This window comes from Streptomyces colonosanans, from assembly GCF_001866645.1.
In the GTDB taxonomy this organism is placed as follows: domain Bacteria; phylum Actinomycetota; class Actinomycetes; order Streptomycetales; family Streptomycetaceae; genus Streptomyces; species Streptomyces colonosanans.
Genome location: NZ_MLYP01000005.1, coordinates 17541 through 32242 on the forward strand (window position 1 = coordinate 17541; position 14702 = coordinate 32242).

At 69.4% G+C, this 14702-nt stretch carries 10 protein-coding genes; 5 read left to right on the forward strand and 5 right to left on the reverse strand.

Annotated elements, in window-relative coordinates; genetic code table 11:
- Positions 1-766: 766 nt before the first annotated feature.
- Positions 767-1024, forward strand: coding sequence for a M15 family metallopeptidase domain-containing protein (locus BIV24_RS01880; protein WP_425442501.1), 258 nt, complete (start codon positions 767-769; stop codon positions 1022-1024).
- A 17-nt stretch (positions 1025-1041) separates the two neighbouring features.
- A complete protein-coding gene (locus BIV24_RS01885; RefSeq protein WP_071364340.1) occupies positions 1042-2253 on the forward strand; it encodes a bifunctional class I SAM-dependent methyltransferase/NUDIX hydrolase in 1212 nt (403 codons plus the stop codon).
- Between the two features lie 235 nt (positions 2254-2488).
- Here BIV24_RS01885 and BIV24_RS01890 read toward each other — a convergent pair whose 3' ends face one another.
- The 5 genes from BIV24_RS01890 to BIV24_RS01910 all read right to left on the reverse strand — a co-directional run bounded on the left by BIV24_RS01890 (position 2489) and on the right by BIV24_RS01910 (position 9475).
- Complete coding sequence (locus BIV24_RS01890; RefSeq protein ID WP_071364341.1) at positions 2489-3850, reverse strand: NAD(P)/FAD-dependent oxidoreductase; 1362 nt, start codon at positions 3848-3850, stop codon at positions 2489-2491.
- Positions 3847-4902 carry an ABC transporter ATP-binding protein gene (locus tag BIV24_RS01895; protein ID WP_245766642.1) on the reverse strand — a complete coding sequence of 352 codons (1056 nt, stop codon included), beginning with the start codon at positions 4900-4902 and terminating at the stop codon, positions 3847-3849. Before BIV24_RS01895 ends, BIV24_RS01890 begins: the two co-directional genes overlap by 4 nt.
- Complete coding sequence (locus BIV24_RS01900; protein WP_071364343.1) at positions 4899-6746, reverse strand: dipeptide/oligopeptide/nickel ABC transporter permease/ATP-binding protein; 1848 nt, start codon at positions 6744-6746, stop codon at positions 4899-4901. Before BIV24_RS01900 ends, BIV24_RS01895 begins: the two co-directional genes overlap by 4 nt.
- 88 nt (positions 6747-6834) lie before the next feature.
- The gene (locus BIV24_RS01905) at positions 6835-7821 is read right to left on the reverse strand and encodes an ABC transporter permease (protein WP_071364344.1); all 987 of its coding nucleotides are present in this window, start codon (positions 7819-7821) and stop codon (positions 6835-6837) included.
- A 52-nt stretch (positions 7822-7873) separates the two neighbouring features.
- Positions 7874-9475: an ABC transporter substrate-binding protein gene (locus BIV24_RS01910; protein ID WP_071364345.1), complete on the reverse strand. Its 1602-nt coding sequence runs from the start codon at positions 9473-9475 to the stop codon at positions 7874-7876.
- A gap of 159 nt (positions 9476-9634) precedes the next feature.
- Here BIV24_RS01910 and BIV24_RS01915 point away from each other — a divergent pair, with 159 nt between their 5' ends.
- The 3 genes from BIV24_RS01915 (at position 9635) to BIV24_RS01925 (ending at position 14664) form a co-directional block, all read left to right on the forward strand.
- A complete protein-coding gene (locus tag BIV24_RS01915; RefSeq protein ID WP_071364346.1) occupies positions 9635-11344 on the forward strand; it encodes a DUF885 domain-containing protein in 1710 nt (569 codons plus the stop codon).
- Positions 11345-11701: 357 nt separating this feature from the next.
- The gene (locus BIV24_RS31145) at positions 11702-12052 is read left to right on the forward strand and encodes a DUF5132 domain-containing protein (protein WP_245766643.1); all 351 of its coding nucleotides are present in this window, start codon (positions 11702-11704) and stop codon (positions 12050-12052) included.
- A 413-nt stretch (positions 12053-12465) separates the two neighbouring features.
- A complete protein-coding gene (locus BIV24_RS01925) occupies positions 12466-14664 on the forward strand; it encodes an ABC transporter ATP-binding protein (RefSeq protein ID WP_245766644.1) in 2199 nt (732 codons plus the stop codon).
- Positions 14665-14702: the final 38 nt, after the last annotated feature.

Below are 14702 nucleotides of genomic sequence, written 5' to 3' on the forward strand. Positions count from 1 at the left end.
TCCCAGCTCTTTGACCGCGGCGCGGCAGCCCATCGAGAAGATCCACACGGCGAGCATCCAGCCGTCCCGGACACTCGGCGCTTCGCACAAGGCTCCTGGCCGACCTGGGCTATACAGAGGTGCGCTCAAGGAGCCTTTCCCGACAGAGCGTTGGGGGATGTCCGGCTGCGGATGTCCGTACGACTCGGGCGCGAGCGTCCTCGATGCGGACGCGTATGTCCAGCCCCGTCGCCCATGCCGGGGTGCTCGCGGACCTGCGGTGCTTCGACGGCCGCTCCGGCGCGCCGGATCGAGCCCCAGCCGCGGCTGTTCAGCAGCAGCGACAAGGCCGCCGCAACGCCGCCCGGCAGCTTCCGCCGGCCTGTTCCGTGCCGCCCGCAATCCCCCGAAGGGGTGGACGGGCCTGATCGAACGAGTTTGAGCTGTGACCACCCAGAGTCGGCGCGCTCAATCCAAGGTATGAGAACTTGCGTTCACAAAATGCCTCGCGAACAGGCGGTGACGGGACCAGATCCAGCGCGTTTTTAGAGCACCAGTGCCACACCGGCGCCCAGACGGAGGACACCATGCACCCCAGCTCTGCCCCCGCGCACCAGCCTCCCAAACGGTGCAGCGGCTGTGCTCATGCGCGACGTTGACGATGCCCGCTGCCCAGCACGCCCGGATACGGGGTGGGCGGCATGAGCGAGCCCACCGGTGCAGCAGCCGAGAGCATCCCGGGGCCGCGCACCGCCCCGCTGCCCTCGCCGCCGGGCGCGAGCTGGACATGGGCACGCGCGTCAACGCCTCCCCGGAGGAGTCCGATGGCGCCTGCTACACCGACGCGGCGGGGCTCAGCGACCGGGCCCGTACGAACCCGGCCACACCGGGCGCGGCGTTGTCCGCAGCTGGACTGACCGATTACGGCACGAAGCGGTGGCACTGGTCGTACGGCCACCGCTACTGGGCGCTGCAGACCAAGCAGACGGCCGCCCTGTACAAGGCCGTCGACCTGCCGCGACAGCGCCACGCCACCGGCCGTTGACGCACGAGGAGCGATCTGTGGGATACACCCGGGCCGACTGGTCCAAGCACTACACCGACGGCCGCGGCTTCCGACCGCTCGGCGACGAGGAGAAGAGCCTGCTCGTCGAGCATGCGCCGGCCCCCGAGGACGGCCGGGCACTCGACGTCTGTTGCGGGACCGGTGAGATGGCCTTCTTCCTCGCCTCGCTCGGTTACACCGTCGACGGCATCGACTTCGCCGAGGGCGCCCTGGCACGGGCCCGCAAGGACCACGCCGAGGCGGAGTCGGTGCGCTGGCTGTGCCTGGACGTCGAGCACGACGACCTAGCCGACCTCGCCGAGGACGGCTACGACCTGATCACCTTCCGGCTCGGCATCGCGTTCGTCCGCGACCGCTCCCGGGTCCTGCGCCGACTGGCCGCGCGGCTGCGCGAGGACGGAGCACTCGTCGTCATCACCCCGGACGTGGCGCACACTCCCGAACAGCGGCGGCACATCGCCCTGGACGAGGACGAACTCACCACGCTCACCGACGGATTCCGAAAGGCCGAGAGATTCGACGCGGAGGGCTTGGCGGTGCTGGTGCTGCACGGCCAAGCCGAGACGTTCACCGTGCAGGAGCGACAGCGTCCGCCCGCGCCGGAAGCGGTCTTCGGGGCCGCCGCCGTCGTCACCGACCCCTTTGGGCGGGTCCTCCTGGGCCGCTCCACCCAGGGCATGTGGGAGTTGCCCGGCGGGCGGATCGAGACGGGCGAAAGCGCGCCTGCCGCAGCCGTACGGGAGCTGACGGAGGAGACCGGACTGACAGGGCGCGAGGAGAACGCCCATGTCATCACGGTCCTTCACGATGACCGAGCGGACGTGCGCCGGGTCACCGCCGTGGTCCGCATCACCGCGTGGGACGGCGAGCTCGGCCTGCCCGAGCCGCACCGCTTCTCACGCTGGGAGTGGCACGACCTGCACACCCTGGCCACACTGGGAAAGATCTTCGCGCTCTCCGCGCAGGCGCTGACCGCAGTGTGGCCCGGGGTGCTGCCCGGTCTTGGGCCGGTCCACTCCTACCCGTGCGCCGGCGCCGTCCCGCCCGCCGCCTTGTGGCTGCCCGTCAACGGGCAAAGCGACCGGATCACCGTCATCACGTCCAAGGACGGCCTCAGCTCGGCCACCGACGTGGCCACCGTCAAGCGGTCCGGGTCCGCACACGTCACGCTGACCCTCAAGCCGACGGGCGGGTGCCCGGGACAGTGAGACCACTCCACGACGCACACAGCAAGGAGATTCCCATGCGCCGCAGACCCCTCCTCGGCATCTCGGTGGCGGCCGTCGTACTCGTACTCGCCACCGGGCTTTTCACCGGCGGCAGGGGCTCGTTCAACGCGCCCGATGACAGTACGGCTCCATGGCCGGACGGTGCCCGTACCCCCGCACGGCAAGCACCGTCTGCAATCCGCGCTGATGGTTGAGGTTATCGGCAAGGGCAGCGTCAGCCCATGACGGTTCGGGAGGCGGCACCCTCGGCCACGTGGCGTTTGCGGGAGAACGCCGCCAGGTTGATGACGTTGCCGGTGTGTTCACCGGCGTACCGCAGTGGATCGCGGTCGTGGTCGTGGCCGGCCTCGATGCGGTCCACCAAGGTGGCGAGGAACCGCCCGACCAGAGGGGCGTTCTTGAACTGGTTGCCGCTCGTGCCGATGGCGACATAGAAACCGTTCAGGTCGGTTCGGTCGTAGATCGGGGACCAGTCGTCGGTGACGTCGTAGACGCCGGCGATTCCGGTCGGCTGGTTCGGGACGCCGAGGAGCGGGAACCGTCGTGCCGCCCGCGTCACCTGGGTCTCGAACCGGGAGGGAGTCGGGTGGGGGTTGCACGTGTCGGGATCGTCGAGCCACTCCATGGGGTCGCAGGCGGGCACCGTGCTGCCGATCAGAAGGTGTCCGCCCGGGGCGTGGCGCAGGTACGTCCCGAGGTCGGTGTCGGCCACGACCGGCCCGAGCACGTCCTCGGTGCTGCCCCGGCCCGACGCGATCACATCGCGCCGGCCCGCCGGTGCGGCCACTTGGTGGACCTCCTGTCGCAGCGGGCGGACCGCGACCGTGAACTCGGCCCCGACGCCGGCCAGCCGATTCAACGCGCCCGACCAAGGGCCGGCGGCGTTGACCACGACCGGTGCGGTGATCACCGTGCCATCGGCGAGCCGAATGCCCGTCACCCGGTCCTCGCGGCGCAGGACACCGATGACCGTACGTCGGAAGAGGAAGCGCGCTCCCATGCCGGTCGCCGCGTCCGCGAGGTTCTGAGCCGCGAACTGCGGATCGTCGACGAAGCCCGCATCGGGTGTGAACAGCGCGCCGAGCTCTCCCTCCGGTCCGGAGAAGAACGCGTCATCGTGGAGGGGTTTGGGGGGCCAGTAGCATCCCGCGTCGATGCCGGGGACTCGGCTGCGCAACATGGCGGCATCCCAGCGCTCGTACGGCACGCCGACACGATCGAACAACGCAAGGACATCGGACGTCCCGGAGTCCGGTGCGTCGAGCAGAATCGCTCCGGTCCGGCGGAACCCCGCCAGGGCCCGGCTGCGGGAGGTGCCGAGGTGGTCCGCCCACCGCGCCCAGCAGTAGTGCGCTTCCCATGCGCTGGCGACGCCCTCCCATGTCGAGAAGTTGAAACGGATGATCGCGCTTGAGGCGCTGGTGGATCCGTGGCCGACGCCGCCGGACTTGTCGACGACCACGACCCGACGGCCGGCGCGCGCCAACTCCAGGGCCACTGCGGCACCGATCACACCGGCCCCGACGATGACCGCGTCCGCGCCGGACGGGACCGTGGCCGGCTTCCTGATCGTCATGACGGCAGCTCCCTGGGGATTCGGGGTGCCCGGTCACCGTTCGCGTCCGGGTCAACGTTCCTGGCGTGGGGCGGGCAGTCGTCGGCGGTCGGCGGGAAGTGGCACGCCGCCTGGTGGGGCCGGCCGACTGCCTCGTACTGGGGATCCTGCGTGATGCAGATGTCCCGTTCGGGACGACGGTTCGGCCCGACGGGGCAGCGCGGATGGAAGCGGCACCCGGACGGTGGCGCCGCGGGATCGGGTACCTCCCCGGCAAGGAGCGGTTCCGCGGTCGATCGCCACCCGCCCCGCAAGTTCGGCACGGAGTCCAGCAGCGTCCGGGTGTAGGGATGCTGCGGGCTTCGAAGCAAGTCCTCGGTCGGGGCGACCTCGACGATTCGGCCGAGGTACATCACCGCGATGACGTCCGACACAGAGCGAACTGCGGCGAGGTCATGGCTGATGAACACCATGGCGAAGCCCATGCGCCGCTGCAGGTCGCGGAGCATGGTGAGGATCGCCGCGCGGATCGACACGTCGAGGGCCGAGGTGATCTCGTCGGCGATGAGGACCGCCGGATCGACGGCGAGCGCGCGGGCGACGGCCACGCGTTGGCGCTGGCCGCCTGAGAGCTGCTGTGGAAATCGGTCGGCGCACGGGGCGTCGAGACCGACCCGTTCCAGCAGTGCGCTGATGCGCTGCTCGCGGGTGCGGCGGTCGAGGCGGACGAAGGCGCCAGCGGCTTCGGCAAGTGTCTGACGGATCGTCATGCGCGGATCGAGTGCGGTGTCCGGGTCTTGGAACACCAGCTGGACCTGTTGCCCCAGCCGGCGCCGATCGGGTACGCCACGCCCGCGGAACTGCCGCCCGCCGACCGTGATCTGCCCGGAGCACGAGTCGGCCAGCCCGACGACGGCACGGGCCAGACTCGATTTCCCCGAGCCGGACTCGCCGACGAGGCCGACCGTCGTGCCGTCGGGAACCTCCAGTGACACGCGGTCCACCGCGGTGACGGGACCGAATGGTCCGTGATGGCGAACGGTGACGTCGTGCAAAGCCAGTCCTGCACTCACTTGGCCGCCTCCTCGGCCTCACGCTGTGCCTGGGGCAACGGATGCCAGCAGGCAATCTCATGGCCGGGGCCGAGAGGGGACAACACGGGCCTCTCTTGGGCGCACCGGTCCTGCCGGTGTGCGCAGCGGTCGTAGAACGGGCAACCCGAGATCTCGCCGTACGGATCGGGTGGGCTTCCCTTGATCGTGCGCAAGGGGTGGGTACGGTCCGCGGTCATGTCCGGGACCGACTCGACGAGCGCCCGCGTGTAGGGGTGCCGTGTTCCGGTCGCCAGCGCGTGGGCCGGGAGGTTCTCGACGATCGTTCCCGCGTACATGACCAGGACCCGGTCACAGGTGTTGGCCACCAGGGCGATGTCGTGGCTGATGAAGAGGATCGCGGTGGCATCGTCGTGCCGGATACGGCGGAGCAGGTCCACGATCTGCCGCTGCACGGTGACATCCAGGGCCGTTGTCGGCTCGTCCGCGATGATGAGATCGGGCCGCATCATCGAAGCGGTCGCGATCGCCACTCGCTGGCGCTGACCGCCGGAGAGCTGGAAGGGCCGGGACCGCAGCAACCGATGCCCGGCGGGGAGAGTGACTCGCTGAAGCTCGGTCAGGGCCTGCTCGACGGCTTCGGCGCGAGGCGTGTTGTGGTGTGCGCGCACGGCCTCCGTCATCTGCGTGCCGATGCGGAGCGACGGGTTGAAGGCCGACGCCGGGTTCTGGAAGATCACCGCCATTCCCGTCGCAAGCTGTCTGCGTCGTTCCTTGCGCGTCAATGACTTGGTGTCCGTGCCGAGAAAGCGGTTCGCCCGCCAGGTGGACTTGGCGTGTTCCGGCAGCAGGTCGGCGATGGCGAGCGCCGTGAGTGACTTGCCGGAGCCGGACTCGCCGACCAGCCCGACGATCTCGCCGCGCCGCAGGTCGAGGCTGACACCGCGGACGGGCCGGACCACCCCGGCCGCGGTGGGAATGGCGACCCGCAGATCCTCCACCTCCAGCACTTGGTCGACGGAGGCCGTGCGGTCGACGTGTGCCGGGCGTACCGCCGGTTCCGCCATCTGCCGTGGGCGTGTGCGTCGTGCGGCGGCTTTGGCCAGCATCTCGCCGAGCAGTTGGAAGGCCACGCCTGCGTAGACGATGGCGATACCGGGTGCCACGGCGGGCAGGGGTTCGGAGTAGATGCGGTCCAGCCCCTGGCTGAGCAGGAGCCCCCAGTCGTACGAGGGCGGTTGGACGCCCAGTCCGAGGAAGCTCAGGCCCGACAGGGCTACGAGTGTCGAGCCGGCGGCGACTGTGGTGTTGAGCATCAGCGGCTCGGCGATGTGGGGCAGGACATGGCGCAGGAGGAGCCGGTGGCGACGCAGGCCCAGCACGCGCGCCGCCGCCATGAAGTCGGTTTCGGTGACTTTGGCGGCGAGGGTCTGGGCGATCCGGGCGAAGCCCGGCGCGTAGGCGACCGCGAGTGCGAACACCGCACCACCCGCGCCCGCGCCGAAGAGGACCGCGAAGAACATCGCGACGAGGAGCCCGGGAAAGGCCAGCAGGAGGTTGATCAGGGCCCCCAGCATCCGGCGGGTGCGCACACCCACGACGGCGGTGAGCGCGCCGAGCGTGATCCCGGCCGTCGCCCCGAGCAGCGTCGCCGCGACCGCCAGCAGCAGGGAGAGCCCCGTCGCCGCGAGCAGCCGTGCCAACAGGTCGCGTCCAAGATGGTCCGTGCCGAGAAGGTGGCCCGCGGTGGGCCCTTGCAGCACCGCCGACGGGTTCGGACGGTCGGCCGCCTGCCCCCAGAGCGCAGGTCCCACCATGGCCAGCACGGTGAGCGACCCGAGCATCGTCAGGGTGATCACGCCCATCGGCGAAGCCCAACCCGACCGGACCGGACGAGAGCCGCGTCCAGCGGTGGCGCGCGGCGCGGGCAGGGGAGGTGAGGACACCATGGGATCACGTCTTCCGGATGACCGATCGGGGGTCGAGCAGCGCGAGGGCCAGATCGACCAGGAGGTTCACGACGAGCACGGCCGCGCCCAGCACGAGAACCGTCGCCTCCACGACCGCGTAGTCCTGCGCGGCCACAGACTGCGCCATCGCCGACCCGATGCCCGGCCAGGCGAACACCTTCTCGACCAGCACGGTCCCGGCGATCAGGGCGGGCAGCAGGTTCCCGGCGACCGTCAGCGACGCGGTCAGCGTGTTGGGCGCTACGTGGCGCAGATAGAGCGAAAAGGCGGGCAGCCGCTTCGCGCGGGCGGCGCGCAGATAGTCCTCGGCGAGGACCTTGAGCGTCTCCACCCGCACGATCCGTAGGAGGACCGCGGTCGGAGCGAGTGCCAGCGCGAGCACGGGCAGCACATAGGACTGCGGACCAAGGTCGCCGGAAACCGGGAAGAGCCGCAGGGAGACCGCCAATCCCGCGGTCAGGCCCGCCGCGAGGACGAAGTCCGGCATGCCCGCCATGACCGATGTGGCGGTGGTGAACACCAGTTCTGTCCGGGGCCGCCGCCCGTCGCGGGTCCACACGGCGGCGATCAGACCGCCGGGGAGAGCGACGACGAGTACGCAGGCGAACGCCAGGACGGCGAGCAGCAGTGTGGCGGGCAGACGTGCCCTGACCAGGTCGGCCACCGGCTCGCCGGTCACCAGCGACACCCCGAGATCCCCGTGCGCCAGGTGCCGCAGGTACTGCCGGTACTGCGTCAACAGGTCTTGATCCAGGCCGAATTCGTGCCTCTTCGCCGCCACGAGGTCCGGTGCGGCATCCACGCCCAGTGCGGCCCGGACGGGGTCTCCGGGGATCAGCCGGATCATCGCGAAGGAACCGGTGACGACCAGGAAGAGGGAGACGATCAGCCGCGCCGCACGTCGGCAGCAGAACACCGCCCACGGGTGGTGCCGGGCCAGGGCACCTAGCCGCGCGGACATGGTCGTCATGGGGAGCCTCCTCGACTCGGGGCGGTGCGGCCACACCGGGCGTTCGCCGTGGCTACTTGTGCAGGCGGATGCTGGTCGGGGCGAGCTGGCCGCCGGGAGCGACGGTGAAGGTCGTCCGGTATCCGTAGACCGTGCTCGTGCCGTCCGCGACGGGCAGCGCGTCGGCCGAGCGGAACAGCGCCGCGGCGGCCCGGTTCCAGTCCGCGCAACTGGCCGCGCCCGGTGCGCGCATCGCAAGGGCGACGAAGTGGTCGTACTCCGGGTTGGTGACATGTGCGAAGTTCAGCCCGCGCGACGGCGGCGGGCCGGAGAAGTACGGGACGAGCTGCACGGGCAGCTGCGGCCCCGGGGAGCTGCCGACCACGACGTCGAAGTCGCCGCTTTGGTACATGGCCTGCACCACCGCGTTACGGCTCTCGGTGACAAGCTCGACATCCGCACCCAGCTCCCGCCAGGTCACGGCCATCAGTTCCGCGACCGACGGAAGTGTGGAGCCGAAGTCGCCACTGCTGAGCACTCGCAGACGCAGCGGTCTGCCCTGCTTGACCAGCTCGCCCTGTGCGTCCTTCGTCCAGCCCGCAGTCCGCAGGGCCCGTACGGCGTTGTGTGAGGGCAGGTTCCTGGTGGCCACGTCGGCGTGACAGACGGAGTCTGTAGCAGTCAGATGGCTTGCGGGCTTACCGTCGCCGCCGATCGCCACGTTGGCGAGGCCCTTGCGGTCCAGGGCGCCGACAAGAGCCCGACGCAGCACCGGATCGCTCAAGAGGCGGCCGGAGCGTTCGTTGAAGAAGCTCAGTCCCACCACGGTCGGCACCTTGGCGGTGGCCAGGCCGCGACCGGTCAGCCGCGCACGGTCCGGGCCGGTCACGGTGGCGATGTTCACACCGCCCGTGAGGAGCAGGTTCGCCGCGGTGGACTCCTGTGGGACCACCGACACCACGATCCTCGCGGGCTGGCCCGGAGTCGCGTTGGTCGTCCCGCCCGGCCCCCACGCATATCCCTTGCGCAGCGTGAAGACGTACGGACCGCCCGAGGTGTACCCGCTCAACACGTACGGTCCGGTGCCCTCCGTTCTCCTGTCCAGTACGCCGGGACCCGCCAGTCCGGCGGGGCAGACGACGGGCATCAGACCGATCGTCCGCACGATGAAGCTGTACGGCGACGTCATCCGCACCGACACGCTCCCCGCGGCATCGTCGGCCGACACGGTGAAGGGCACACCGGGCAGTGCTGCCTGGGCGCCGATGAGCCGGTTCCGGGGGTCGCTCGCATACCTCAGCGACCGTGCCACACCGGAAGCCGTGAGGGCCGTGCCGTCGGAGCAGGTCACGCCCTTGCGCAGGACGAAGCTCGCCGAAGTGGCACCGGCCTCCCACTTCTCGGCCAGACCGGACACCACACGGCCGTCCGGCGCCACGTGGACCAGTGAGTCGTAGGCATACGGAGCCAGGGCAGTACCGAACTGCGAGTACGGGTTGAAGCTCGGGGTCTCGGAGGCGGTGGCGATCGTTACCGTGCCTCGCTCAACGACAGGAGTGTGCGTCGATGACACGTCGTCGTTGCCGCCACAACCCGCCAGCACGGCTGACGCGACGGCAGCCGACGCCACTGCGGCCGACCGGGCCCCGGGAAACGACACGGTTCGGCGGTGCATGGCGCTCATCGTGCCATCGCGATCGACGGCGCCGGACCGGCGTTCCCGGGCCGCCTGCGAATACCGCGAACCATTTCCCCCTTCCGAGTGAGGCTGCCCGCCACGCGGTGCGCTTTTTGATGCACGTGACATGGCGTCACCTCCGCGCACACTGGCGCTATGACGACTCACACATCGGACTCCGACGACGGCTCGGCGGCCGAGGAGATCGACCGTCTCACGACCTCGTACTGGGAATTCCTGCTCGCACGCGAGCCGTCGCTGCAAACACGACGCGGGCTGCCCGTCGAGTCGCTGCCGGGGATGTCGGCCACGGAGGCCGATGAGCGCGCAGGATTCGCGACAGGCGTGCTGGACCGGCTGCGCACGTTGAAGCCCGCGGATTTGACCGGCCCCGCCGCCGACACCGCGGGTTTCCTGGAGGCCCTGGCCGAACAGGAAGCCCAGGCGGGACGGTTCCACTGGCTCACCCCCACAGCCACGCCGTACCAGCTCTTCCGCCTGCAGCAGTACGGTGACATGGTCTTCCGCCCGTTCCTCTTCGAGACCGGGGCCGACGCAGACCGTTACGCGTCCCTCGTACGGGACCTGGCCCGCTGTGTCGCGACGATCGGCGACAAGGCCGCCGGGCAGGCGGCACGTGGCTTCTTCGTCCCCGCACCGGCCCTGCCCGGGGTCCGCACGACCATCACCCGTCTGCGCGCATCGGCGGCACGCTATGTCGGGGCGGACGCCGAGCGGCTCACCCGACTCGACACGGCGAGCCGGGGGCGCGTGCGCGACGGAGTGGAACGGCTCGTGGCCACCGAGCTTGAACCGGCGTTCGACCGCCTCCTCGCCGTCATGAGCGATCCGGACTATCTGCGGCGCGCGCCGCAGGATGTCGGGTGGGCTCACTACACGGACGGCGAAGAGGCGTACCGCGCATTCGTCAGGACGTACACATCCGGCGACACACCGCCCGAACGCCTCCATGAACTCGGCCGTGAACACTGCCACGAACTCACAGAACGGATGCGGGATGCGCGAAGCGCACTCGGCTTCACGGGAAAGGAGGCGGAATTCAACGAACGGCTCGCAACCGAACCTCGCCTGTATGTGGCAACCCCGGAGGAGGTCGAAGCCCGCTACCGCGGACACCTCGATCGCCTCACACCGTTGCTGCCGCGCTGGTTCGCGATCCTGCCCCGCGCCCCCTACGGCGTGGCCCGCCTCGACCCGGCGCTTGAGGCATCGATGACCTTCGGCTACTACGACCCGCCCACCGCCGCACAGCCGGTGGGGTGCTACCGCTACAACGCCTCGGACCTGGCGCACCGGTCGCTGCTCGGCGCGGCCGCGTTGATCTACCACGAACTGGCGCCAGGTCACCACTTCCACCTCGCCCGCCAGTCCGAGAACACCACCCTGCCCGACCTGCGGCGCGAACTGGCCACCTTCAGCGGGTTCGAGGAGGGCTGGGCGGAGTACGCGGCAGGACTGGGTTGGGAGATGGGCCTGTACGACGACCCGTGGGACGCGTACGGACGCCTGGCCCATGAACGGTTCACCGCGCAGCGTCTCGTTGTCGACACCGGGCTCAACCTCGGAACGATGACGATGGAACAGGCGCGCACCTTCATGCGTGCCCATGCGGCGGCTGAGTCCGACGGGCAGATTGCGACGGAGTTGCTGCGCTACGCGACCGATCTTCCAGGGCAGGCGCTGACGTACCGGGCGGGTTATGCGGAGTTCACGGAACTGCGCACAGCGTGTGAACGCCGCGCGGGCGCAGGGTTCGACGTACGCGCCTTTCATGAGGCCGTTCTGGCCGGCGGTGCGCTGCCGTTTCCCGCCCTGAGTCGACGGGTTGCGCGTGAGCTGCGCTGACGTCCGGCCGTCAGCAGAGGTACGGGTGGTCACCCGAAGATGGCAGGTGAGGTTCATGCCGGCCGTCGAATGGCTTGAACAGGCCTTTATGGAAAAGCGGTCCCGCTCGAATGGGTGAAGGACGGCAGCAGCATTTGGATCTACCTACTCAATCTCGGATACGCTCTGCGTGATGGGATGTCGGTTCCGCAATATGGAACGCATACGCAAGGTGTATGGATTCCGGGCACGGCATAGGCGCCGAAGATCCCACAGTGCCGGGCGGTGCTTTCATCACATTTCCTGTTCACCTCCCGCCACTTCCTCAATCTTCGTTTCCCCAGCAGAAGAGAAGGGTGTCTTCTTATGCCGCCTGTAGTGCCCCCTTTCCTTATCGGTCTGCTCACCGCCGCTCTCGTCAAAAGGCTGGGAAAGCCGCTCATGCGAGGGGTCGTCAAAACGTCGGTGGGACTGGGCGTGGAGGTCAAGAGAGCCGTCCATGAGGCCAGCGAGGGAATCCAGGATCTCGCGGCCGAGGCGACCGCCGAAATGCTCGCCGCCCAGATGGCACACGAAACCGAGCTCGACGCGCACACCAGCGCCCAGGAGGACGGCACCACGAGCCGGCCCACGGCGGGCATCACGTCGGCGACACAGACCAGCAGCGCGGGGAGCAAGTCCAGCAGCAAGGCCCGCGGCGCCGGTTCGGCCGCCGCCAAGCTGCACTGAGATCGCGCACCACATGGCTGTCGGCACCAAGGCCGGGGCGTGACGTTCTTTCCGTCCCTCCCGGCAGTCCGAGGAAACGGGGCGTGGGAGCGCAAAGCCGTCCGCTGACCCGGATTCCGCGTGGTCCCACCGCGCTCGATGTCCTGTCGTAAAGCGACCTGAGCACTTTCCGCTTGTCGTCGGCCAGGCCACTCTTCGGGAATCTCCGCGCCGCGCTTTCGTCCGCGCAAGTCGTCGAGTCGTCCATTTTCCCCGCAGGGTACGCCCGCCCGTTCCGGGACGCGTCCTCCGAAAACAGGTGATTGTTCTACATGACATCTTTGGTGGGCGCAGCAGCCACACGCCGACCCAACCGCTCGAACGTTCACGCAAGGTCTGTCGTTCCGGGTCGACAGCGTTGGGACGTCCCTGCGGTGCTCAGGCGGCCCAAGGTCGCGGAAATCCTGGAGGGCGTGCTCCGGCGCACGCCCGGAGTCAGGGAGGCCCGTGCCAATCCTGTGACCGGTGGGGTGCTCGTCCTTCATGACTCCGCCCTCACCGCCACAGATATCGGGGAACTGCTGAGAAATGCCGTCGATGCCTTGTCGAAAGGCGTCGCCGCTGCCATCCCGCGCCCCTCGGAAGCGGCAGCGCCCCGCGAGGCGACCTCGGCGACGGGAGGCCGGGCCGGCGTGCTGCGTCCCGCCCTCACCGTCGCAGGCGGTGCCGCCGCCATCCTCACGCTCGGCCGCGGGAGGCTGCGCAAGGCCGTACTGGCGCTCGGCGCCGTAACGGCGGCCACGGCAGTCGTCGTACGGCGGGCCTGGCGGAAAACCCTGGCCGCCCAAGGGGAGTCCCTGCCGCACGAGCCGTCGGAGCACACCCTGCTGCGCATCGTCGGACCGCACAAAGGGAAGCTGTGCATGGCCTCGGCGTTGTCCGCGCTCTGCCAGGTCACCGAGCTGGCCCTCAGCGTCTTCCTGGGCTGGATCGCCCTGGTGCTCATCAAGGGAGAGTGCGCCCCGCTCGTCAGCCTCGGAGTGACCGGCGCTTGCGCACAGTTGTGGTTCCTGGCCTGCGGGGCCGCCGTGGCCTGCGCGGCAGCCGCGGCTCTGTCGTACGCCGCCACCCTGGAGTGGCGCAAGCTCGGCCAGGCCGTTCAGCACGACTGGCGTAATGAGACGTACGCACATGTGCAGAAGCTGGAACTGAGCCATCTGGAAGGCGAACGGACCAGCCGGATCTCCGGGGTACTCACCGCAGAGATCAGCCAGATGGGCAACTTCTTCGCCACCTCGGCCAACGATGTGGTGCAACTCGCCACCAGCTTCCTCGTCCTGGTGCCCGCCTTCCTGCTCCTGGCACCGCAGATCGCCTGGATCGCCTTCCTGCCGATGCCGGTGGTGGCCTGGCTGTCGTTCCACTACCAGGACCGGGTGGCCGCCGACTACGCCGTCTCCAGCGAGAACAAGGCCCAGCTGCACAGCCAGTTGGTCAACACGCTGGAGGCCAGTGCCACCGTCAAGAGCTTCTGCGCCGAGGAGTACGAGGCCGAGCGCATCGACCGGCTCAGCGAGAGTTGCCGGGAGAGCGATCACCGCACCGACCGGAGCACCGCCCGGCACTCCGAGACCATCCGCGTCTGCACCACGGCCTCCATGGCGGGCACGATGCTGCTGGGTGGCCTCTCGGTCCTCAACGGCACTCTCCCCTTCGAGGTGTTCAGCCCGCTCATCGGCCTGCCCCAGCAGGTCCTGCTGCGCCTGACCAGGCTCAGTGGCATCGTCGACCAGTATCAGCGCACCCTGGCGGCCTACGACCGGGTCGAGCACCTGCGGAGCCTCCCCGTCGAACCCGATGGCCACGACTTGACGCTCGACGACCGGGACGTCAAGGGGGCAATCGCCCTGGAGAACGTCAGCTTCTCCTATCCCGGCCGGCCACCGGCCCTGGACGACTTGTCGCTGTCCATCGCCCCCGGCCAGGTCACCGGCATCGTGGGTGCCACCGGCGCGGGGAAGACGACGATCGCCAAGCTGCTCATGCGCTTCCAGGACGCGGAGTTCGGCCATGTCCTGCTCGACGGGCAGGACATCCGCCGACTGCCACGGCGCGACCTGCGAAAGCAGGTCGGGTTCGTGGCACAGGACCCCTTCCTGTTCGACGGGACCATCGCCGAGAACATCCGGTACGGCAGCTTCGAGGCCGACGACGACAGCGTGGTACGGGCGGCCCGCATGGCGGAAGCGCACGGTTTCATCGAGGCACTGCCGGACGCGTACGACACGCTGATCGGAGAGCGAGGCGCCGCCCTCTCCGGTGGCCAGAAACAGCGCATCGCCCTGGCACGGGCGATGCTGAAGGACGCACCCGTCGTCATCCTCGACGAGGCCACCTCGGCCGTCGACAACGAGACCGAAGCGGCTATCCAACGAACCCTGCGGGGATTCGCGAAGGACCGCACCCTGGTGATCATCGCGCACCGCCTCTCCACCATCCGGCACTCCGACCGGATCTACGTCATGGACAAGGGCGGAGTCGTCGCGGAGCAGGGCACCCACGACGACCTGCTCGCGCGTGATGGGCTCTATGCCTCCCTGTGGAACCTTCAGGCCGGCGAGAAGGTCGCATAACACGCCCGCCGATCAGGCGAGGTCACCGAGCGCCCGTC